Below are 17,568 nucleotides of genomic sequence, written 5' to 3' on the forward strand. Positions count from 1 at the left end.
AGCAGGTCGGCGTGACAATAATGAGCCTCGATGATCACAGCGGCTTGATACCCGAGAGACAGAGTTTCCGTCCCAACGCCGTCCCGAGTCTTCCGATCGTCGGCGCACAGGTGCGGCGCGAGAGTCGGATCGCGTCCGCGGCCGCCCGCAGGTCACCACGCACCAGGGGTCAGGTCGCTGGCCTCGATCGCGACGTCGGTGCCGGTGCCCATCGCCAGCCCCAGATCGGCCTGGGCCAGTGCGGCCGCGTCGTTGACGCCGTCGCCGACCATGGCGACCACCTTGCCCTGGGCCTGCAGCCGTTTCCGAAAGATGGTGAATTCGAACGGGTGGGTCATGCCGGGCGTGCCAGCGGTGCCCCAGAACAGGGCATACAGCGACCAGCCGAACGCGGCCAGCGTGCCGATCGCGACCAGGGTGTCCATGGTGGCGGTGGCGTGACGCAGGTTGGTCCAGGCTGCCTTGTGGAACGGCAGGGAACCCCAGACCACGACCGGTGCGGCCAGTGTGAGCGAGAGCCACTGCCAGTTGGTGAACTGCGGGCCGTAGGTGGGCCGACCCCATGGTGGGCACCCGGAATTCGGGTGGCCACCAGGTGCATGGGTTCGATGGGGTTGTTCAGGCGGCGGCGGTTTCGACCAGCCGCTGTTGTGTTGTCGGCCAACGTGGGTGTTCGGCGTCGATGACGTAGGCGTGGGTGTGCCGGTAGAAGCGGTCGTCCACGCGTACGGCGTCGATCAGTCGAGCCGGATCGATGGTGCCGACCTCGTGCAGATGGGTCATGACCTCCGGATCGTGATGCGGCCACATCCGCAGTGCCACAGCAATTCCCGCAACCGCGAGCACGGTGAGGACCACCCAGGTCGTGGTGAAACCGGCGACGGCGGTCAGCAATCCGGTGATCGGGTAGGTGAGCAGCCACGCCAGGTGCGACAGCGAGAACTGGGCCGCGAACAGTGCGGGGCGGTCGGCCGACCGGGACGAGCGGCGCAGTACCTGCCCTGTGGGTGTCAGTATCGCCGCAGTGCCCATACCGACGGTGGCCCACACCGCGATCGCGGCGGCCCAGCGCCAACCACCGGCCTCGGCGAAGGACAGGGCGGTGGCCGAACCGAGTCCGGCGAGCAGGGTGGCCGCGCCGGTGAGCATGACCGGTCGGGCGCCGAGGCGATCGAGCACGCGGGGAAGCGACAGGGCGACGAGCATGGTGCCGAAACCATTGGCGGCCAGCAACATCGCGACGCCGGACTGGGTGCCACCGAGGGTGTCGCGGACGTAGTTGACCGTGTTGATCATCACCACCGATCCGGCGGCGGCGACAACGAGGTTCAATCCGAGCAGGCCGCGCAGTCGCGGTGTGGCCGCGAAGATGCGCATGCCCACCGTGATCCGTTCGCGGAAGGAGCCCTCGGTCGCGGCGGTCACGTTCGGTATGCGGGTGGTGATCACCAGCGCCGCCGAGATGGCGAATCCGATCGCGGTACCGACGAACAGCCAGTGGAAGCTCATCACGGTCAGCGCGGCCGCGGCGAGCATGGGGCTCAGAAGGGTCTCCATGGTGGCGGCAAACTGGGTCGCTGACAGGGCCCGGGTGTATTCGCGCTCATCGGGCAGGATGTCGGGGATGACGGCCTGGTAGGTCGGAGTGTAGGCGGCCGAAGCGGTTTGGAGTACGGCGATCAGCACGTAGATCTGCCAGGTCTGGTCGATGAACGGCAATGCGAGCACGACGGCGGCGCGAATCAGATGCAGTGACACCAGGAACAATCGGCGGGGGAAGCGGTCGGCGTAGGCGCCCACGATCGGCGCGACCGTGACGTAGACGAACATTTTGATGGTCAGGGCGGTGCCGAGGACGGCGGCCGCGGCGGACCCGGCGAGTTCGTAGGCGAGCAATCCCAGTGCGACGGTGGTCAACCCGGTGCCGAACAGGCCGGTCACCTGGGCGGTGAACAGGCGCAGGTAGTCGTGGTTGTGGAACGGTGAGCTGGTCATGGGCGCGGAGAGCATCGCAAATACTTCCTCGGACGAGTTGGGGTGGGTCACGGGTGCTTCGACAGCAGCACTCGCACATGTCGGGCTCCTTCGCCGGTAGTGGTGAGCGGGCGCACCATGCGCCCGCTCACCGGTGTGCGGTAATCAGTGGGTAACGGTGGGCAGGGTGAAGGCTGCGGTGCGCACGACCTCGCCGTGCTTGAAATCCAAGAACAGGCGGTACGTGCCGGGTCCGGGTACGGCGGTGTGGAAGGTGACATCCGGTCCGGGCGCGGTCACACCGTCGCCGGGTTCACCGTTCGGATGCACGTGGATATAGGCCAGATCGCCCGCCCGCAGGATCACCAAATGCCCGTAGGCGGCCAGGTACGGCTGCAGATCGGTGACCGGTGCGCCGGCCTCGCGCACGGTGAGAGTGAGCAGGCGGCCCTCACCGGGCACGAGATCACCGTCGAGGCTCACCTCGTATCCGTCCACGACCGCGGTGCGGGCGGCCTCCGAAGCGCGTTGCGGTCGGTACGGACCCGCCACGGCGAGATCCGCACCGAGGGTGATGGTCTTCCCGAGCGCGCGCGGGGCGATATCGGTGAATACGCGGTATGCGCCCGCTTCCGGAAGGTTCAGCCGCACCGCCCAGGTGCCATCGGCGCCCAGTTCGGGGTGTACATGCCAGAACCCGGTCAGTTCGCGCCGCACCACGATGAGATGCAGGTTGCGGTCGTGGATGGCGGTGTAATCGGTGACCGGTTTCCCGTCCGGTCCCAGGATCCGGAACCGGAAGTCGATCTCACCCGGCTCGGTGATGGGTTCCGCCAACTCCAAGGTGTACCCGTCCTGGGTGATCTGGAGCCCGCCTGGCGCTCCGCCGCCGTGCGCGGCGTGATCTCCGTGACCGGCGTGGGCGGACGCGGCCGCGTGCTCGGCGTGATGACCGTGACCGAGATGAGCGGCGTGCTCGCCATGGTGATGAGAGTGAGTCCGAGTGGTCATTGTCGCGGCCTTTCCGATCCTGCTGTGGTGGACACCCGAAAACATAATACCCCTGGGGGGTATATGCAAGGTGGGCGTCCATGACATGGCTCACTCACGGTTCCGTCGAGGATCCGGCCTATGTCGCCGAGTTCTCATCGTGACGCGGGTCGGGTGCCACGGCGCCGGAACATCCTGCGCCGGCCACTCGATCCCGGCCCCGCGTTCGCGCCGCACTTCTCGATCCCGCCACAAACCCGCCCCATCGAGACTGCCGCGGCCCACGGCCCGCGCGGACGGGCGCCGGCCCCGACCACCTCTTCGCGGTTCACTCCACATGGTCGGCCACAGGGCGGGCACCCGACTCCGTCGACCCCGGCCGACGGGCGCCCGAGCCGGAGGAACTCGTCGCCACGGCCATAACCCGGCGAGACGGTCACACCACCCGAGGGTAAACCTTCGGCGGGCATCCACCCGCGTGTGTTGACATATACCCCAGTGGATATATACCCCAGGGGGGTAGGGCATCTGCCCTCCGTAAGGTTCCGAAAGGACGGGAATGTCATGAGTACGCAGACGCGCACCGCCACCACCACACGAAAGTGGTGGGCCCTGGCGGTCATCGCCGCCGCCCAGTTCATGGTCATCATGGACACTTCGATCATCGGGATCGCCCTGCCGAAGATGCAGACCGATCTCGGGTTCTCCCAGGAGAACCTCACCTGGGTGTTCAACGCCTATGTCATCGCCTTCGGCGGGTTGCTGCTGCTCGGCGGACGGTTGTCGGATCTGCTCGGTGCGCGGCGTGTGTTCGCCGCCGGGTGGGCGGTCCTGCTCGCGGGTTCGGTCATCGCGGGCGCAGCGGGCGATGTCGCGATCGAACTGGCCGGGCGTGCGATCCAGGGTGGCGGCGCGGCCCTGATCGCACCCTCGGCGCTGACCTTGCTGATGATGCTGTTCGGCACGGCGCCACAGGAATTGACCAAGGCGCTGGCCATCTACGGCGCGGCGGCCCCCGCGGGCGGCACCGCCGGCGTGTTCCTCGGCGGGGTCATCACCGAGTACATCAGCTGGCCCTGGGTGTTTTACATCAACATCCCGATCGCGCTGTTGGCTCTGATCGCGGTCCCCGCGCTCATGCCCGACGCGCCGGCCCGTTCCGGCTCCGTCGATCTGCTCGGCTCGGTGACGGTCGCCGCTGGTCTCGCTGCGGCCGTCTACGGTATCGTCCGCGCGCCGGAGGTGGGCTGGGCGTCGGGACAGACGTGGGGTGTCCTGGGCGCGGCCGCCGCACTGCTCGCCGCCTTCGTGCTGATCCAGGCGAGGCGCAGCGAGCCGCTGATGCGGCTGGGCATCTTCACCGCACCGAATCTCGCCGCGGCCAATATCGCCCAGCTGTTACTCGGCGCGGCTTGGGTGCCGATGTGGTTCTTCCTGAACCTGTACCTGCAGCAGGTACTCGGCTACAGCGCCTTCCCCGCCGGCTCGGCATTGCTGCCGATGACCACCCTGATCATGCTCGGCATGATCGTGCTGGCGCCCCGCGCCATGCAGCGATTCGGCGCCAAACCGATGATCGTGGCCGGACTGACCGTGCTCGGGCTGGGTCTGGCGATCATGTCGCTGGTGCGTCCGACCGGGAACTTCTGGGTGGACGTCCTGCCGGCCTCGTTGGTCGCGGCCGCAGGAATGTCGCTGGCCTTCGTGCCGTCGCTGGGCACCGCCATCTCCGCGGCGCGTCCCGAGGAGGGCGGCCTGGCATCGGGCATCGTCAACGTGAGCTACCAGGTCGGCTCCGCAGTGGGCCTGGCGGCGATGACCGCCGTCGCCGCCTCCTTCGGCGCCGACCGCATCGACAGCGTGCCGGATCTCACCAACGGGTTCTCGGCAGCATTCATCGGCGCCGCCGTCATCGCTCTCGCCGGCGCCGGCGTCACCGCGGCAACCATGCGCCGCACCGAACCGGCGACGTAGCCCGTCCGGCATAACCACCGAATCGACTCAACGAGAAGGGGACCCGAGATGAACACGACAACGCACAACGTCACCGGTATGACCTGCGGGTGCTGCGCCGGCAAGGTACGCGACAAAGCCGGCAAGATCGCCGGCGTCCGAACCGTCCACGTGGACATCGCCGAAGGCCTGGTCACCATCGCCGCCACCAAGCCGATCCGACGAGACACGATCGCCACCGCGGTCCAGGAGGCGGGTTTCCGCCTCGCCGAGTGAACACGCGCGCCGACCCGGTGACACCCGCCCGAAACGGCGGATGTCACCGGGTCGCTTCAGTTCCACAGGGAGACAGAACCGGCAGAACGTCCGTATCGGGGTTCCGTTGTAATTCCTGACCCGACCCCTGACGTGCAGGGACGCGAATCCCACTCTGTCCGAATGTATTTCCGCTGTGACCAATGACCCTGCGCCCAGTCGCCGCATCTGAACAGAAGTACTTGACAGGAACTGTGCTCCTGTCCACGCTGCCAGCGCCTTGGCGGCGCCCCGGTCATGGCCTGGGTCTGGTTCCCCTCTGACGCGTTCGTTTGGGCCGGTGACGGAGGTGAACCGCAGTGGTACAACACTTTCCGCTTTCCAACGTGCCAGCTGGGGCTGTCACCACTCCGAGCGCTCGACAGGTGGCATACTTCCGATTTTCGGCGAGCACTACCGCGCCCCCTAGACCGCCTCATCTTGTGTGGTGATCGCGTGCGAGCTCGTCTGTGGCCCCCGTCGATGGGAATGCGCTGAAGCCGGGCCCGGATGGGGGCGCGGGCGATCATGAACGATCACCCGAAGGGAGACCGACCTGTGTCCGAGCACGCCAAATCTGTTGTGGTGCCCGCGAATCCCAGTGCTGTGGTGTGGAATGCATCTCGTGTTGCCGTTCTGTTGGTCGCGACGGTTGCAGCGGGAACGCTCAGTCCGCTGCAATCGGCTGTCAACGGGGCGCTCGGCAGCACGGTGGGGGACGGAAACGCTGCGGCGGTCGTTTCCTTCGGTACCGGGCTGCTGATCATGACCGCTGTCGTGAGTGTTCATCGGCGATGGCGCGCCCAGGCGCTGAGGCTTCCCCAGCTCATGCGGAGCGGCACCCTGGGCTGGTGGAATTACCTCGCGGGCTTGTGCGGGGCGGCGGTCGTTCTGTCCGAAGGTGTCTCGGTGGGATCGCTCGGTGTGGCCGTGTTCCAGATCTCGTTGATCTGCGGACTGATCATTTCCGGCGTGGTCTGCGACCGGATCGGTGTCACGACGGCGGTACCGCAGCTGCTGTCCGGTGTTCGGATCCTGGGAGCCGGCTTGGCCGTCGTAGCGACCGCTGTGGCGATCTCCCCGAACTTCCATGTACCGCATGCGATCTTTCTTGTGGCATTGCCCTTCGGCGCGGGGCTGCTGGCGGGATGGCAGCCCGCCGGAAACGCGGCGGTGGCCCAGCACAGCGGATCACTGATCGTCGCGATAGCCTTCAACTTTCTTGTCGGTTTCGTCGTGTTGTCGGCGGGTCTGCTGATCCGATTGGGCGTGGGGACGGCGCATTTCAGCCTGCCAGCCGTGTGGTGGATGTACACCGGCGGAGCACTCGGGTTGTTGTCCATCGGGTTGATGGCGCTGCTGGTGCGCGGCCTCGGGCTGCTGCTGCTCGGCCTGGCCTCGATCGCAGGCCAGCTACTCGGCTCACTGCTGTTCAACGGAGCCGTGCCCGGAACCTATGCGCCGCTTCATGTCGTGACAGTGGTCGGGACCGTCCTGGCGCTCGCTGCTGCTGGGATCGCCGCGATTCCGGCGCGCACCAATGGTCACCGCGCAGGAGCAGCCCGGTGACCACTGTGCAGACGGTCACCGGCCCGGTGCCGGTGAGCGAACTCGGGATGGTGCTGCCGCATGAGCACCTGTTCAACGAGCTGGCCGGTGCTCGGGATCAACCGAGCCACAAGTTCACCGAATTCCTCACCACGAGCACCGTCGCCGCCGCTGCCGCGTGGGCGTTGCGCCACGACCCGTACTGTTGCCTCGACAACCTGACCGCTAAACCCGTTGACGAAGTCGTCGCCGAGATCACCAAGTTCGCCGATCTCGGCGGGAGAACCATCGTCGACGCCACATCCAGCGCCGCCATCGGACGCAACCCGGACGCTCTCGTGAAGACCGCGCGGCGAACAGGGCTGAATATCGTGATGGGTTGCGGGGCATACCTCGAGAAATTCGAAGGGCGACGGATCACAGCCACCACCGTCGATGCACTGGCATACACCATCGCCGACGAGCTGGCCCACGGCGTCGGACCCGACAGTGTGAAACCCGGCATCATCGGCGAAATCGGTGTCTCCCCCGGGTTCACCCCAGCCGAACACGCTTCGCTGCGCGCCGCAGCGCTGGCACAACTCGACCATCCCACCCGCGCCCTCATGATCCACCTCCCGGGATGGCAGCGACGCGCGCACGAGGTACTCGACATCGTGGTCGACCAGATCGGGGTAGCACCACAACGGGTCGTCCTGGCCCACATGGACCCGTCCGCCGCCGACACCACCTACCAGCTCAGCGTCGCCGAACGCGGAGTCTGGCTCGAATTCGACATGATCGGCATGGACATCACCTTCCCTCACGAAGGCCGCTCACCGGACCCCGATCTCATCGCAGCCGCGGTCGCGGACCTCGTGACACGGCACCCGGATCAAATCCTGCTCAGCCACGACGTCTTCCTCAAACAAATGTGGACCCGCAACGGCGGAAACGGATTCGTGTTCATCCCGACCGCCTTCGCAGGCATGCTCACCGCGCAAGGAATCAACCCCACACTGATCAACACACTGCTGCAAGACAACCCCGCCCGGATGCTGACCGGCCACAACCAGACTGAGACCCTGAACATAGCGTGCGGCCTCAGTTCGGACCTTTGCCGAAGCGGGGAACTCGCCAAGCGGGGACCGGGCGACTTGTCCTCCGAAGAGCGCGCATAGCGAGTAACTATGCGCGGTAACTCGTTAGCGCCGGCCTGCAGATTCGGAGTTCTGCCCGGATTCTTCGCCTTAGGATTGCCTTCATGGTCGGCATCGTGTCGACGTCACCGAGGAGGCAGACATGACCGAGGAACAAGGCGTCACACCCGAAAGCACCGAACTGGTTCTGACCCCGATATCACAGGTCGAGCCCGATGACGTGGGCACTCTGGAACTCACTTATACCGATGGTGTCCCGGTCCTGAAACTCAGTGGAGGAAGCGCCGCCCCGGCCGCCCTACGGGTCGTCGACGACTCGGGAAACACGATCGCGGCGTACACCGCCGCGGCGGTTGCCAAGGACGGAATCAGCGTTGAACCTCTCTCACCCGAAGAAGGGACCGGCGTCACCATCGGCAGTCGCGCGCTAACCGTCAATACCAATGTGACCAGCCTTAATGTCCAGAAGTAGCTGAATCGCACATCAGCTGAGCACTCGAGTGGGACAGAGAGGGCATCCCTCGGCGTGGCCCAACAGCGGTAACTCAGCTCGAAGGGTGTGTGACGGTCCGCCCGATAACCGGCGGACCGTTACGACGTCAGATCAGATTGGGTCTGGGCCGCTTTCGACCTCCTGCTCGTCATCGCTGGCTATAGCGTCGTCGTCCTGCGGGCCAGAGGCCATGTCAATGAGAAGCTCGAGCGGGATCTCGAGATCTGGATAGGCGAGTGTCACGAGTGTCTCCAGGGGCTAGGCGTGATGTTGGCAGCGAAATCTTGGCATACCACGGCCCGGCCTAATGGCCTTCTGGGACAACCGATCTTCGTCGTTCCGCAGGGCGATCACGTGCTGCCTACTGCGGCTCGCTGCGCTGATCGACCGGCTCGTGCGCACGGCCTTCTCGAACGAGGTCGTCATGGACTGGATCGAGAAGTCAGCCGCAAGGCAAAGGAACTGACCGGACCACCCGTGCCTCGCCACGCGGCTAGAAGGGTGAATTCCGGCGGCAACTCCAGGTGAATTTGGGCGTCGTTCGGCGTCCCGGGTGGCGATTAGTGCAAACGAAAAACGACAGCACGTCGGCTGTCAGAGGGCGTGGTGGAGACGCTGGCTGGTCGGCACGTCCTGGTGGCTACGTCCACCAATCTGGACGGCGCCTGTCCAGGAATTTGGACGGCACCACGAAATCGGACAAGGGTAGTGTCCACGAATTCGGACAGCCATATGAAGGACACGAATGAGCGACCTCGACGATATCCGCGACCTCCTGGGAGTCCAGCCGTACCGCAGCACACCGACCGACTGGGAAGCTGCCAGCCAAGCCCTGGGAGCGAGCATCCCCAGCGATTTCCGAGCGTTGGTCAATGCGTTGGGTCCGGGCCTGATCGGCAATGACACGGTCCTTTTGCAGCCGTACGCGACTGATAAGAACTACGATCAGGTGCTGATCCACCAGGAGCGCATGCGCGGACTGGAGATCATCTGGGAGGACGAAGAAGACGACGACCCCGAAGACCAGACGAAACCGTTGATCTTCAACGAACCCGGCGTTCGCCCCGTCCTATGGGCCTACTCCAGCCTGGGCTACTACCTCCACTGGGTCGCCAGGCCCGATAACGACCCCGCCTCGTGGCAGATCGCGCTCGAATCCGCCCGTGGCCAAGACTGGGAATTCCATGCGGGTACGGCGACGAGCTTCCTGCTGCGCCTGCTCCGCGGCCAGGAGCCCAGCAAGTACCTGGGCTACCTGCAGAACGCCGAACAGCATTCCTTCACCCCAGCCAGGTGAGAGCAGTCACGACCCAACGGACAAGCGCGGTTCGTAATCATGGACGCAGCCAGTCCTGGGCAGGGCTGGCCGGGGAGTAGCTCGTTCGTTGGGAAGAAGAGCCTAAAGTCAGGGAGTGCCACCCGACTATTCAGGACTGGATCCGGACCACGGGCTGCTGCGCGATCAACTGATCGCCACCGAGCGAGAGTTCATCCGTCTCGATATCGCCGATACCTCCCCGGCTCAGCCCTGGCAGACCCAGGTCGGGGGGCAGCCGTACCTCGTTGACGCCGCGGAGTTCCCGCGAGATCGCCACGGCGAGCAGATGGCCTTCCTCATCCAGCTCAACTTCGCCGATCTCCCGCCGCTGAGCGGCTACCCTTCTGCGGGTTTGCTGCAATTCTTCGTGGGAGCCGACGATGTGTTCGGGCTGGGGTTCGGTGAATCGCCTGACCAATTCCATATCCGCTTTCATCCCACCGTCGAGGCCGGCTGGAGTCCTCGCAGTGCGCTGCCGGCCCTGGAAGGACTGGAGAACACTCCGCTCTACCGCCCCTCAGAGGGGCTCGCGGTGACCGGCACTCTTGACCGCATGCCAGTGCTCTACGGCGATGACCGGTTCGACACGCTCTTCCCAGACGCACCCAAAGAAGACATCACCTACGGTGTGAGCGAAAAGCTGGGCAGCCGGGTAGGCGGCTATCCCTGGTTGTGTCAGTACGACGACCGAGACCCCGCCAAGGACGTGCTGCTGCTCCAGTTGGACTCCGACGGAGGGTCTATGGAATGGGGCGACGGCGGCGCCGCTCACTTCTTCATGTCCGAGGACGACCTGTCGGCCCGCCGTTTCTCCGCCGTTCAATACACCTGGAACTGCATGTAGTACGAAAACTTGGTCCGCGTCGCAGGTCACGCGGGCAACGAGGATCGAAATCCTGGGTGGGGACAGGTGATCTCGAAGCGCCCAGTTCGTCGGGCGGGTCGAGAACGAAGGAGACGGGGTACCACGGGTTACGGCAGGCTGACCAACCATCGGGTGACTCCGCCGTGATGCGAGCAGGTGCCCGCGCGGTGTCGGCTGAAGCTGTAGGTACCGTCCTTGCACTGGTCGGTTGCCCCGTCCGGGGCGACTGGAGCCTGCTCCGGACGCGAGACGCAGTCGTTGTCCACGTTTGCGTATTCACCCGCGCCGCAAGCAATCAGGACTGGCGACGGGGATCTTCGTGTCCGCCTGGCCTATTGGCGCGGAAACGCGTCAGCGCTGCATCGCGAACTCGTCGAGCGCGAGCAGGACGGCGGTCCGCATGCGCCGAGCCTGGCCACGCTTCTTCGCCCCGCTGGCGGGGGTGACTTCGCTGGCCTTGAAAGTACGGAGAGACAAATGAATCTGCCAGTTCCAAGGATCACGTCACCATCGAACAGTACGACGAACACCGGACAGTTCCCTCGGGTCTTTGGCACCGCCGAGCCCTCTAAGACCGTAACTGTCTGCTTGGCCGACAGTGGAACATGGTCGGTCAGGGGGTTGCCGATTCGCGCGGCCGATGGGTGGCGGATCTTCAGCGTCGGCCTGGTCGGAACCCATAAGTCTTTGCATCTGGATACCGCCCTCCGACCGCTCCCAAACCAGGGCCAGATGCTCCAAGCGGTGCGCCGATGACGACACGCATCCAACCTGCGGCCACTGCCGAAACCGTCGCCGCCGCCCGACTGCTGCTGACCCAAATGGGCATCTCCCCTGCCGATCTCGTCACCGTCGGCGCGGCGGTCCTCACCTTCGGCGAAGTGATCCCGAAGGTCCGGGCACGGCTGTCGGCGGGCACGCTACGGACCTACAACACCCACCTCGAGCGTAGGATCGTGTCACCCGGCACATGAAGCCGTGTTCGGCCCAGTCAGCGGTGCGTGGCGGGGTTTTCGCCGCAGGTCGCGGCATCCAGGAGTTGCTGGGCTGGCCGTAGGGCAGACGGGCGAGCCCGGTGTCGGGGCACACGTCGCAACCCTCGAATTTTCTTGCCGGGGACACGTTTGCTCCGCGCCACACGCGCAAATCGTGGTTCTATGTCACCGTCGACTCGAGGAGCACAATGCGGATACCGATCTGCCTGCACGCCGGTGTCGTAGCCACGGGGATCGCCGTCGCGGGCATCCCCGCCATGGCCACCGCATCCGCGGCCCCGGTCACTCAGCCTCAGTCACCGCCGACCGTGGTGCAGGATGTCGGGCCGGCGGCCGAGGCGGTACCGCCCGGCGGTCTCATCACCAGCTTCCTGCGGAATCAAGTCATTTACTGCTCGATCATCTGCCCGCTCGCCGTTCAGACCGCCGTAACAGCCTCCGTCACGACGCAACAGGCACCGAGCACGTTCCTCACCGCTTCGCAGTCGAACGACCCGGTGAAGGCAATCGGCATCACCGCCGCATCGATCACCGGGCCCACGAACGCCGCGGCACAGCAGACCATCCTCGCCGACGGCACCATAGTGGCGCCCAGGGCACTGAACGCGTTCGAGGTCGGCGTGGTCGGCCTGCTCAACGTCGTACCCGCGGCCACGGACGGGCCGCCCGCGATCGCCACGGCCCTCCAGACCGCCCGCCAAGACACCTACACCGCGCTCAACCTGCCCATCGTGCCCAACCCCACACCAACCGTCACCCCGCAGGGCGCCGCGCAGGTCGCAGTGGTGGCGGCGATCGACGTGGGCGCAGCGGTCATCTTCCCGGCCTTCAACCACATCCTGTCCGCCACATTCCAAGCCCCTGATGCCGCAGCGCAGGAACTGGCAGCGACCGGCAACCCCGAACAAGCGCTCGCCGCGGGTGTCGACACCGTGACCGCAGCACAGACCGCAGCCAACACCGTCATCGCGGACGCGACCGCCGGCGCGGTCGACAAAATCCGCACAGCCACCGAGTAGTCTCTACCCACCAGCCCCGGCGACACCGTGCTAACAAGGAAGCAGCCTCGGCGAAATCACCAGCAAAGACCGGAATCCCAAGACATCACTGCACCGTCACCTCACGTCAGCGACCGAACAGGAGTAATTCCGGCGACTACCTAGCCATGCAGAGTTTCATGTACCAGGTGACACGACCGTTAACGGTACCCCATCTTCGAGGGGCACTCGATGTTTGCCTCCGTTATGTGCGACTCGGCGGGTATGCAGAACGATGGAGACGTGAATACCCCTGCACCCGGGCCTGTTTTCGATGTGATCGCCGTGTTGAACGGCGTGGTGGACCTGCGGTCTTATCCGCGCCGGAACCTGGTCCTGAGCTCGGCTCAGGCTGGCGGCTTCGTGTTCGGCTCGGCCGGCTACCAGCGTGCGATCTTCGATCCGGTCGTCCACCTGGTCAATGGAATCGAGCTGCTCGAATCTCAGGGCTGGGAGCTGGTCAGCGTGGTCGAACGGAACATCGAGAACGTCTACTACACTTTGGCGTTCATGCGCCGGGCCTGATGTAGGCCATCCGATGGCCGATCTCACTCAGGGCAGCAGCTGCGGTCTAACCGTCAGGAGGCGTGCACGTGCCCTCTGAAATCGATTCCGTGTTCCCGCGTCTGGATGCGGACCACCGACAATGCACCGGTTCGGCGCGGTGGTGTGCGATCGTGGGCAGGATACGAGCGCTCGATCGTTTTGCTGGAGACCGAAGTTCCGCACGCGAAGAGACTGAATCTCACTATGGAGAGGGTTCCTCATGCGTATCGTTCCCGTCCTCGCAACAGCTTCAGGGATAGCCGCGGTGTGGCTGACACTGGCGCCGGCGCCGGCCATGGCCGAATTCGCCGTACCCGTCGGCGCAGAGACGCTGCTGTCCTTCCAATTCGGCCCAGGTGAAGCCCGCAATGAATGCCACAGCGGAACATTCCTGTGCGAGCCGAACGAATTCAGATGTGACAACGACAGATGCGTCCAGAAACAATGGCTGTGCGATGGGGACGACGACTGCGGCGACGGATCCGACGAACGGAACTGTCAATAGATCCCGCTTGACTCGCTGTCCGCGTTGGGAAAACACACCTGAACATCCGCGGTCGCCGCACGATAGTCCACACTGCCAAGGCCGCTGCGCAGGGCGCTTCGGGCGGCACCGAGGCACACTGTCAGCTCCCCCATGGGAGGTGCGGTCGGCGCTACGGCTCCTGTCGCCGGCGTCGATCAATCGACCAGTCGATGCCTGCGGCGCGATCGGGCGCATATCCCTAGTGCGCGCCTGCCCTGATCACATCGACGGTCAAGGTCATCACGCTGCGTGTCGGCGCCGTCCCCACACAGCCGCCGTCCTGTCCCTGCGGAGACCGCCGGCACCATGATGGGTGCTCGCCCAACGCAAATCGCGGAAGTCCGGCCATGCGCGTACCGTTCGGTATGTGGCAGCAGAACCTGCCGGTGTGCGAGGTCATGCAAAGACCGATCATCGCCGTGCGGCACTACAACACGGCACGCGGGGCGGCGCTGATGCTCACCGAATCGGGCTATGCGGCGTTGCCTGTTCTCGACCAGGACGATCGCCTCATCGGAGTCCTCACCAGCGGTGACCTCCTGCGGGCCGGTGCACTCCACGACACGGTCAGTGCAGTGATGACCACACCGGCGGTCTCGGTCCCCGGCAACGCGGTACTTTCGAACCAGGCCCCGCCGAGCGGGACTCATCGAACGTGCGTAACGGGACCAGGCCGAAAACGGTGCTGCCGAGACGACCGGGGAACACGAACTCCTGGCAGAGCGGGAATCATCGGCCGCGACGCGACCCAGACAGCGCCGACGACGACTGACTCATCGGGCCAACCGTCCCGACAGCCGCAGGGTCGTCACGGCCTTCCCGTCGCCGGTCGTGCTGGTTGACCGGTCGAGGTCCTCGACCGTGCTCTGTGCGACCAGCTTGCTGTTCGTCATCGGCCCCCGTCCTCGACGGACATGCGGTAGTACGCCCTACTTCGGTGCCTGGAAGCCGCCGATCGTCTGCTCGAGCAGTTCGGCCAGCCGCAGCGGGGTGCGGTCCTCGAACATCGGACCGATCAGCTGCACCCCCACCGGCAGCCCTTCAGGTGACCGGCCCGCGGGTATGGCGGTGGCAGGCAGGCCGGGCATGGTGGCCACACCGGCCCAGACGAGCTGGTCGAAGTACGGGTACTCCACGCCGTCGATGTCGATGTGCCGGTTCTCCAGACCTCCGTTGTGGTCGTGCGGGAAGGCGGGAGTGGGCGTGATGGGGCACACCACGGCATCGAACTCGGCGAAGAGCTGCCGCCAGCCGTGGCGGTGGAGTTCGCGACGGTTGTTCGCCTCGACCCAGTCGCGGTGGCTGAGCACCATGCCGCGCAGCCGCGCCGCATCGAGACTCCGGTCGTCCGCGCTCAGGGCGGCGGCGTGGGTTTGCAGCTGTTCGTACACGTCGACGGAAATACCTGCGGCGGCGTTCGACAGCATCAGCAGCATGTAAAGCGTCGCCGCTTCGGTCGGATCGGGCAGCAGCGGACTGCGCCGTTCGACGCGGGCGCCCTCGTCGACGAGCGCCTCGGCGACCCGGTTCACGCCCGCCCGCACCGCCGATCCGGTCGGAATGAGCGGATGGTCCTCGATGATCAGGACACGGAAGTCGGCCAGCCGCTCGTGGCGCGCGGGCGGCAGTGCGACGTCGTAGGCGACGCCGTGGGTCAGCGGGTCCGGTCCGGCCATCACGTCGAGCAGCAGCGCGAGGTCGCGGGCGGTGCGCGCCATCGGGCCGACGACGGCGAGGTCGAGGTCGATCGGCAAGACCGGCGCGGGCGGCGCGCCCATACCGCGGGCCGCCACCAGCCCGAGTGTCGGCTTGTGCGCGTAGACACCGCAAAAATGCGCGGGGGTGCGCAGCGAACCGGCGAGGTCGGAGCCGATGGACAGCGCACCGAACCCGGACGCCAGGGCCGCCGCCGAACCGCCGGAGGACCCACCCGACGTGCGGCCGTGATCCCACGGATTGTTGGTGGTGCCGTAGATCTCGTTGAAGCTCTGGATATCTCGCAGCATGAACGGCACGTTGGTCTTACCGAGCAGCACCGCGCCGGCGGCCTTCAGCCGCGACACCTGTACCGCGTCCTCGGCAGGCACGTAGTCCCGCTGCGCTGGCATGCCCCAGGTCGTGGGTAGCCCGGCGATGTTGTAGGACTCTTTGACCGTCACTGGAATGCCGAGCAGCGGCCGGTCCTCGCCGCGGGCGCGCGCTTGGTCGGCATCGCGTGCGGTGGCTCGCGCGCGGTCGAAGTCCGGTACGCAGATCGCGTTGATCACCTTGTCGTCGCGCTCGATACGGGCGATCGCCTCGTCGGTCAGTTCCACCGAGGTCACCGCACCGACACGCAAGGCAGCCGCGAGGTCTTCGGCCGACTGAAAATTCCACTCCATGAATCCGACGCTATCGATCTGCCGCAGAGGACATAAAATGCCGCTTCGCACAACGGGACAGATGTCTCAATTGTCCGGCTGTCGCTGCCGGTGCTGGCCGCACTCTGCGACATCTTCAACTGCACCCCGGCCCAACTGATCGCCACCAAGGCCGAGAACCAGGCTCGCCAGGTCACCACCGGCGAGGCCGACGTGGTCGACATGGCCACCCCGATCCGGCCCAAACGCGCCCGGATCCGCGCCGAGGAACGAACTCCGCCTACACGCCACGCCAGAGCAGTACGAACGCTGGTTTGTTCGCGACTGCGTCCGCTGCGGGCGCCGCGGCCGCCGCGCTGCCAAGGCCGCGAACCGGGAAGGCCCGATCTGCCGGACCTGCTACACCAGGGCGGTGCGCACACACGGCCGCTGCCCGGCTGCGGCCGTGTGTGCGCCTGCTGCCCGGATGGCGCGACGACCACGCAGCGAGCTGCCGGGACTGCGCCGCCATCACACGCGACTTGGGCTCACCTATCGTCAAACTGGACAGCTTGGTTCTGCCAGGGGCGGGAACGGGTTCTGCCTGCTGTGCCACGTCCGGTGGCTGTGCATGCGGTCCGAACGGTCGCGGAGGATGCTCTCGGGCGCAGGCGCCGTTCGCCGCCCCTGGAATCCCCTTTTGCTTTCTGCAGGAACGGGCATCACCTCGCTCTGTTCGCTTCCGGTTGGCCATGTAGGGCTCCGCTGCGCCCGGGCGGGCTGCGCTGGCGGGGGTGCAGCGGGTCCGGTGGGCGCCGTTGTCGCCGAGGAGGCTCTCGCCGATGACCGGCGCGCCGCGACCCCGGGCTGGGCACCGCGGCGGTCCGCGGTGGCCGCCATTCGCGGGCCGGGCGCAAGGCGGCGTCGACCTCGGCGAACAGGCCCTCGAGATCGGGATCGAGGACGAGCAGCCGGGCATCGAGCCGGGACAGCTCGTCCGCTCTGGTCCCGATCGATGCGGTCATTGCGGTCATTGCCGGCCCCCTTTCTGGCAGCGTCGGCCGGCCGTCAGGCGCTGATGGCCTGACGTTCGTGGTCGTGGTGTGAAATCTCGATCTTGCGGGGCTTGGCCTTCTCCGAGACCGGGATCCTCAACCGCAGCACGCCGTCGCGGTAGTCGGCGCGGATCGCGTCGGTGTCGAGGTTCTCGCCCAAGAACAGCTGGCGGCTGAACACACCCCGGGTGCGTTCGGCGGCGATCATCGACCGGTCCGAGTCCAGCTCCGGACGAGACGCCCGCACGGTCAAGACGTTGCGTTCGACATCCAGCTCCAAAGAGTCCGGCTCGATTCCGGGAAGATCCAGCTCGACGAAGAATTCGTCATTCTCGCGCCAGGCGTCCATCGGCATCACCGCCGGACGAGCGGGCGTGCCGAACACCTGCTGCGTCAGGCGATCCAGATCACGGAAGGGATCGGTGCGCATCAGCATGGTCGTCACCTCCAGTTCACTCCATTCTCGATCGAAGGTAACTCAGATAACTTATGTCAT

The 17,568-nt window shown here is 65.9% G+C and carries 17 protein-coding genes and 3 pseudogenes; 12 read left to right on the forward strand and 8 right to left on the reverse strand.

Going from position 1 to position 17,568, the window contains the following annotated elements:
* Window positions 1-158: 158 nt before the first annotated feature.
* From AB0H00_RS28945 to AB0H00_RS28955, 3 genes and pseudogenes are all read right to left on the reverse strand, one after another.
* A pseudogene (locus AB0H00_RS28945) lies at window positions 159-539 on the reverse strand (HAD family hydrolase); the annotation flags it as partial.
* Window positions 540-618: 79 nt separating this feature from the next.
* A complete protein-coding gene (locus AB0H00_RS28950) occupies window positions 619-1,995 on the reverse strand; it encodes an MFS transporter (RefSeq protein WP_357272516.1) in 1,377 nt (458 codons plus the stop codon).
* Between the two features lie 144 nt (window positions 1,996-2,139).
* Window positions 2,140-2,985, reverse strand: coding sequence for a hypothetical protein (locus tag AB0H00_RS28955; protein WP_357272471.1), 846 nt, complete (start codon window positions 2,983-2,985; stop codon window positions 2,140-2,142).
* A gap of 543 nt (window positions 2,986-3,528) precedes the next feature.
* On the opposite strand from AB0H00_RS28955, the gene AB0H00_RS28960 reads away from it, so the two are divergent.
* From AB0H00_RS28960 to AB0H00_RS28990, 7 genes are all read left to right on the forward strand, one after another.
* Window positions 3,529-4,938 carry an MFS transporter gene (locus tag AB0H00_RS28960; protein ID WP_357272473.1) on the forward strand — a complete coding sequence of 470 codons (1,410 nt, stop codon included), beginning with the start codon at window positions 3,529-3,531 and terminating at the stop codon, window positions 4,936-4,938.
* A 48-nt stretch (window positions 4,939-4,986) separates the two neighbouring features.
* Window positions 4,987-5,193: a heavy-metal-associated domain-containing protein gene (locus AB0H00_RS28965; protein ID WP_357272475.1), complete on the forward strand. Its 207-nt coding sequence runs from the start codon at window positions 4,987-4,989 to the stop codon at window positions 5,191-5,193.
* A 576-nt stretch (window positions 5,194-5,769) separates the two neighbouring features.
* Entirely contained in the window at window positions 5,770-6,780 is a 1,011-nt protein-coding gene (locus AB0H00_RS28970; protein ID WP_357272479.1) for a DMT family transporter, read from the forward strand.
* Window positions 6,777-7,919 carry a phosphotriesterase-related protein gene (locus AB0H00_RS28975; RefSeq protein WP_357272480.1) on the forward strand — a complete coding sequence of 381 codons (1,143 nt, stop codon included), beginning with the start codon at window positions 6,777-6,779 and terminating at the stop codon, window positions 7,917-7,919. Before AB0H00_RS28970 ends, AB0H00_RS28975 begins: the two co-directional genes overlap by 4 nt.
* Before the next feature lie 121 nt (window positions 7,920-8,040).
* Window positions 8,041-8,370 (forward strand): hypothetical protein, encoded by a 330-nt coding sequence (locus AB0H00_RS28980; protein WP_357272482.1) that lies wholly within the window; start codon window positions 8,041-8,043, stop codon window positions 8,368-8,370.
* Window positions 8,371-9,136: 766 nt separating this feature from the next.
* Window positions 9,137-9,688 carry a hypothetical protein gene (locus tag AB0H00_RS28985; RefSeq protein WP_357272484.1) on the forward strand — a complete coding sequence of 184 codons (552 nt, stop codon included), beginning with the start codon at window positions 9,137-9,139 and terminating at the stop codon, window positions 9,686-9,688.
* 115 nt (window positions 9,689-9,803) lie between these two features.
* Complete coding sequence (locus AB0H00_RS28990) at window positions 9,804-10,553, forward strand: DUF1963 domain-containing protein (protein WP_357272486.1); 750 nt, start codon at window positions 9,804-9,806, stop codon at window positions 10,551-10,553.
* A gap of 128 nt (window positions 10,554-10,681) precedes the next feature.
* Here AB0H00_RS28990 and AB0H00_RS28995 read toward each other — a convergent pair whose 3' ends face one another.
* Both AB0H00_RS28995 and AB0H00_RS29000 read right to left on the reverse strand, forming a co-directional pair.
* Entirely contained in the window at window positions 10,682-10,873 is a 192-nt protein-coding gene (locus tag AB0H00_RS28995) for a DUF3761 domain-containing protein (protein WP_357272518.1), read from the reverse strand.
* 52 nt (window positions 10,874-10,925) lie between these two features.
* Window positions 10,926-11,051, reverse strand: a complete 126-nt coding sequence (locus tag AB0H00_RS29000; protein ID WP_357272488.1) for a hypothetical protein — start codon at window positions 11,049-11,051, stop codon at window positions 10,926-10,928.
* A gap of 275 nt (window positions 11,052-11,326) precedes the next feature.
* On the opposite strand from AB0H00_RS29000, the gene AB0H00_RS29005 reads away from it, so the two are divergent.
* From AB0H00_RS29005 to AB0H00_RS29020, 4 genes and pseudogenes are all read left to right on the forward strand, one after another.
* On the forward strand, window positions 11,327-11,548 hold the full coding sequence (locus AB0H00_RS29005; RefSeq protein ID WP_357272489.1) for a hypothetical protein: 222 nt from the start codon (window positions 11,327-11,329) through the stop codon (window positions 11,546-11,548).
* 209 nt (window positions 11,549-11,757) lie between these two features.
* Window positions 11,758-12,588 (forward strand): hypothetical protein, encoded by an 831-nt coding sequence (locus tag AB0H00_RS29010; RefSeq protein WP_357272491.1) that lies wholly within the window; start codon window positions 11,758-11,760, stop codon window positions 12,586-12,588.
* 261 nt (window positions 12,589-12,849) lie between these two features.
* Window positions 12,850-13,131: a hypothetical protein gene (locus tag AB0H00_RS29015; RefSeq protein ID WP_357272495.1), complete on the forward strand. Its 282-nt coding sequence runs from the start codon at window positions 12,850-12,852 to the stop codon at window positions 13,129-13,131.
* Between the two features lie 945 nt (window positions 13,132-14,076).
* Window positions 14,077-14,214 (forward strand): annotated as a pseudogene (locus AB0H00_RS29020) (CBS domain-containing protein); the annotation flags it as partial.
* A 393-nt stretch (window positions 14,215-14,607) separates the two neighbouring features.
* Here AB0H00_RS29020 and AB0H00_RS29025 read toward each other — a convergent pair.
* On the reverse strand, window positions 14,608-16,059 hold the full coding sequence (locus AB0H00_RS29025; RefSeq protein WP_357272497.1) for an amidase: 1,452 nt from the start codon (window positions 16,057-16,059) through the stop codon (window positions 14,608-14,610).
* 84 nt (window positions 16,060-16,143) lie between these two features.
* On the opposite strand from AB0H00_RS29025, the pseudogene AB0H00_RS29030 reads away from it, so the two are divergent.
* A pseudogene (locus AB0H00_RS29030) lies at window positions 16,144-16,200 on the forward strand (helix-turn-helix domain-containing protein); the annotation flags it as partial.
* 539 nt (window positions 16,201-16,739) lie between these two features.
* Here the strand turns inward: AB0H00_RS29030 and AB0H00_RS29035 are convergent.
* Together AB0H00_RS29035 and AB0H00_RS29040 are read right to left on the reverse strand one after the other, a co-directional pair.
* Window positions 16,740-17,051, reverse strand: coding sequence for a hypothetical protein (locus tag AB0H00_RS29035; RefSeq protein WP_357272499.1), 312 nt, complete (start codon window positions 17,049-17,051; stop codon window positions 16,740-16,742).
* Between the two features lie 34 nt (window positions 17,052-17,085).
* Window positions 17,086-17,508: an HSP20 family small heat-shock protein gene (locus AB0H00_RS29040; protein WP_357272520.1), complete on the reverse strand. Its 423-nt coding sequence runs from the start codon at window positions 17,506-17,508 to the stop codon at window positions 17,086-17,088.
* Window positions 17,509-17,568: the final 60 nt, after the last annotated feature.

Source organism: Nocardia sp. NPDC023852, assembly GCF_040639505.1.
In the GTDB taxonomy this organism is placed as follows: domain Bacteria; phylum Actinomycetota; class Actinomycetes; order Mycobacteriales; family Mycobacteriaceae; genus Nocardia.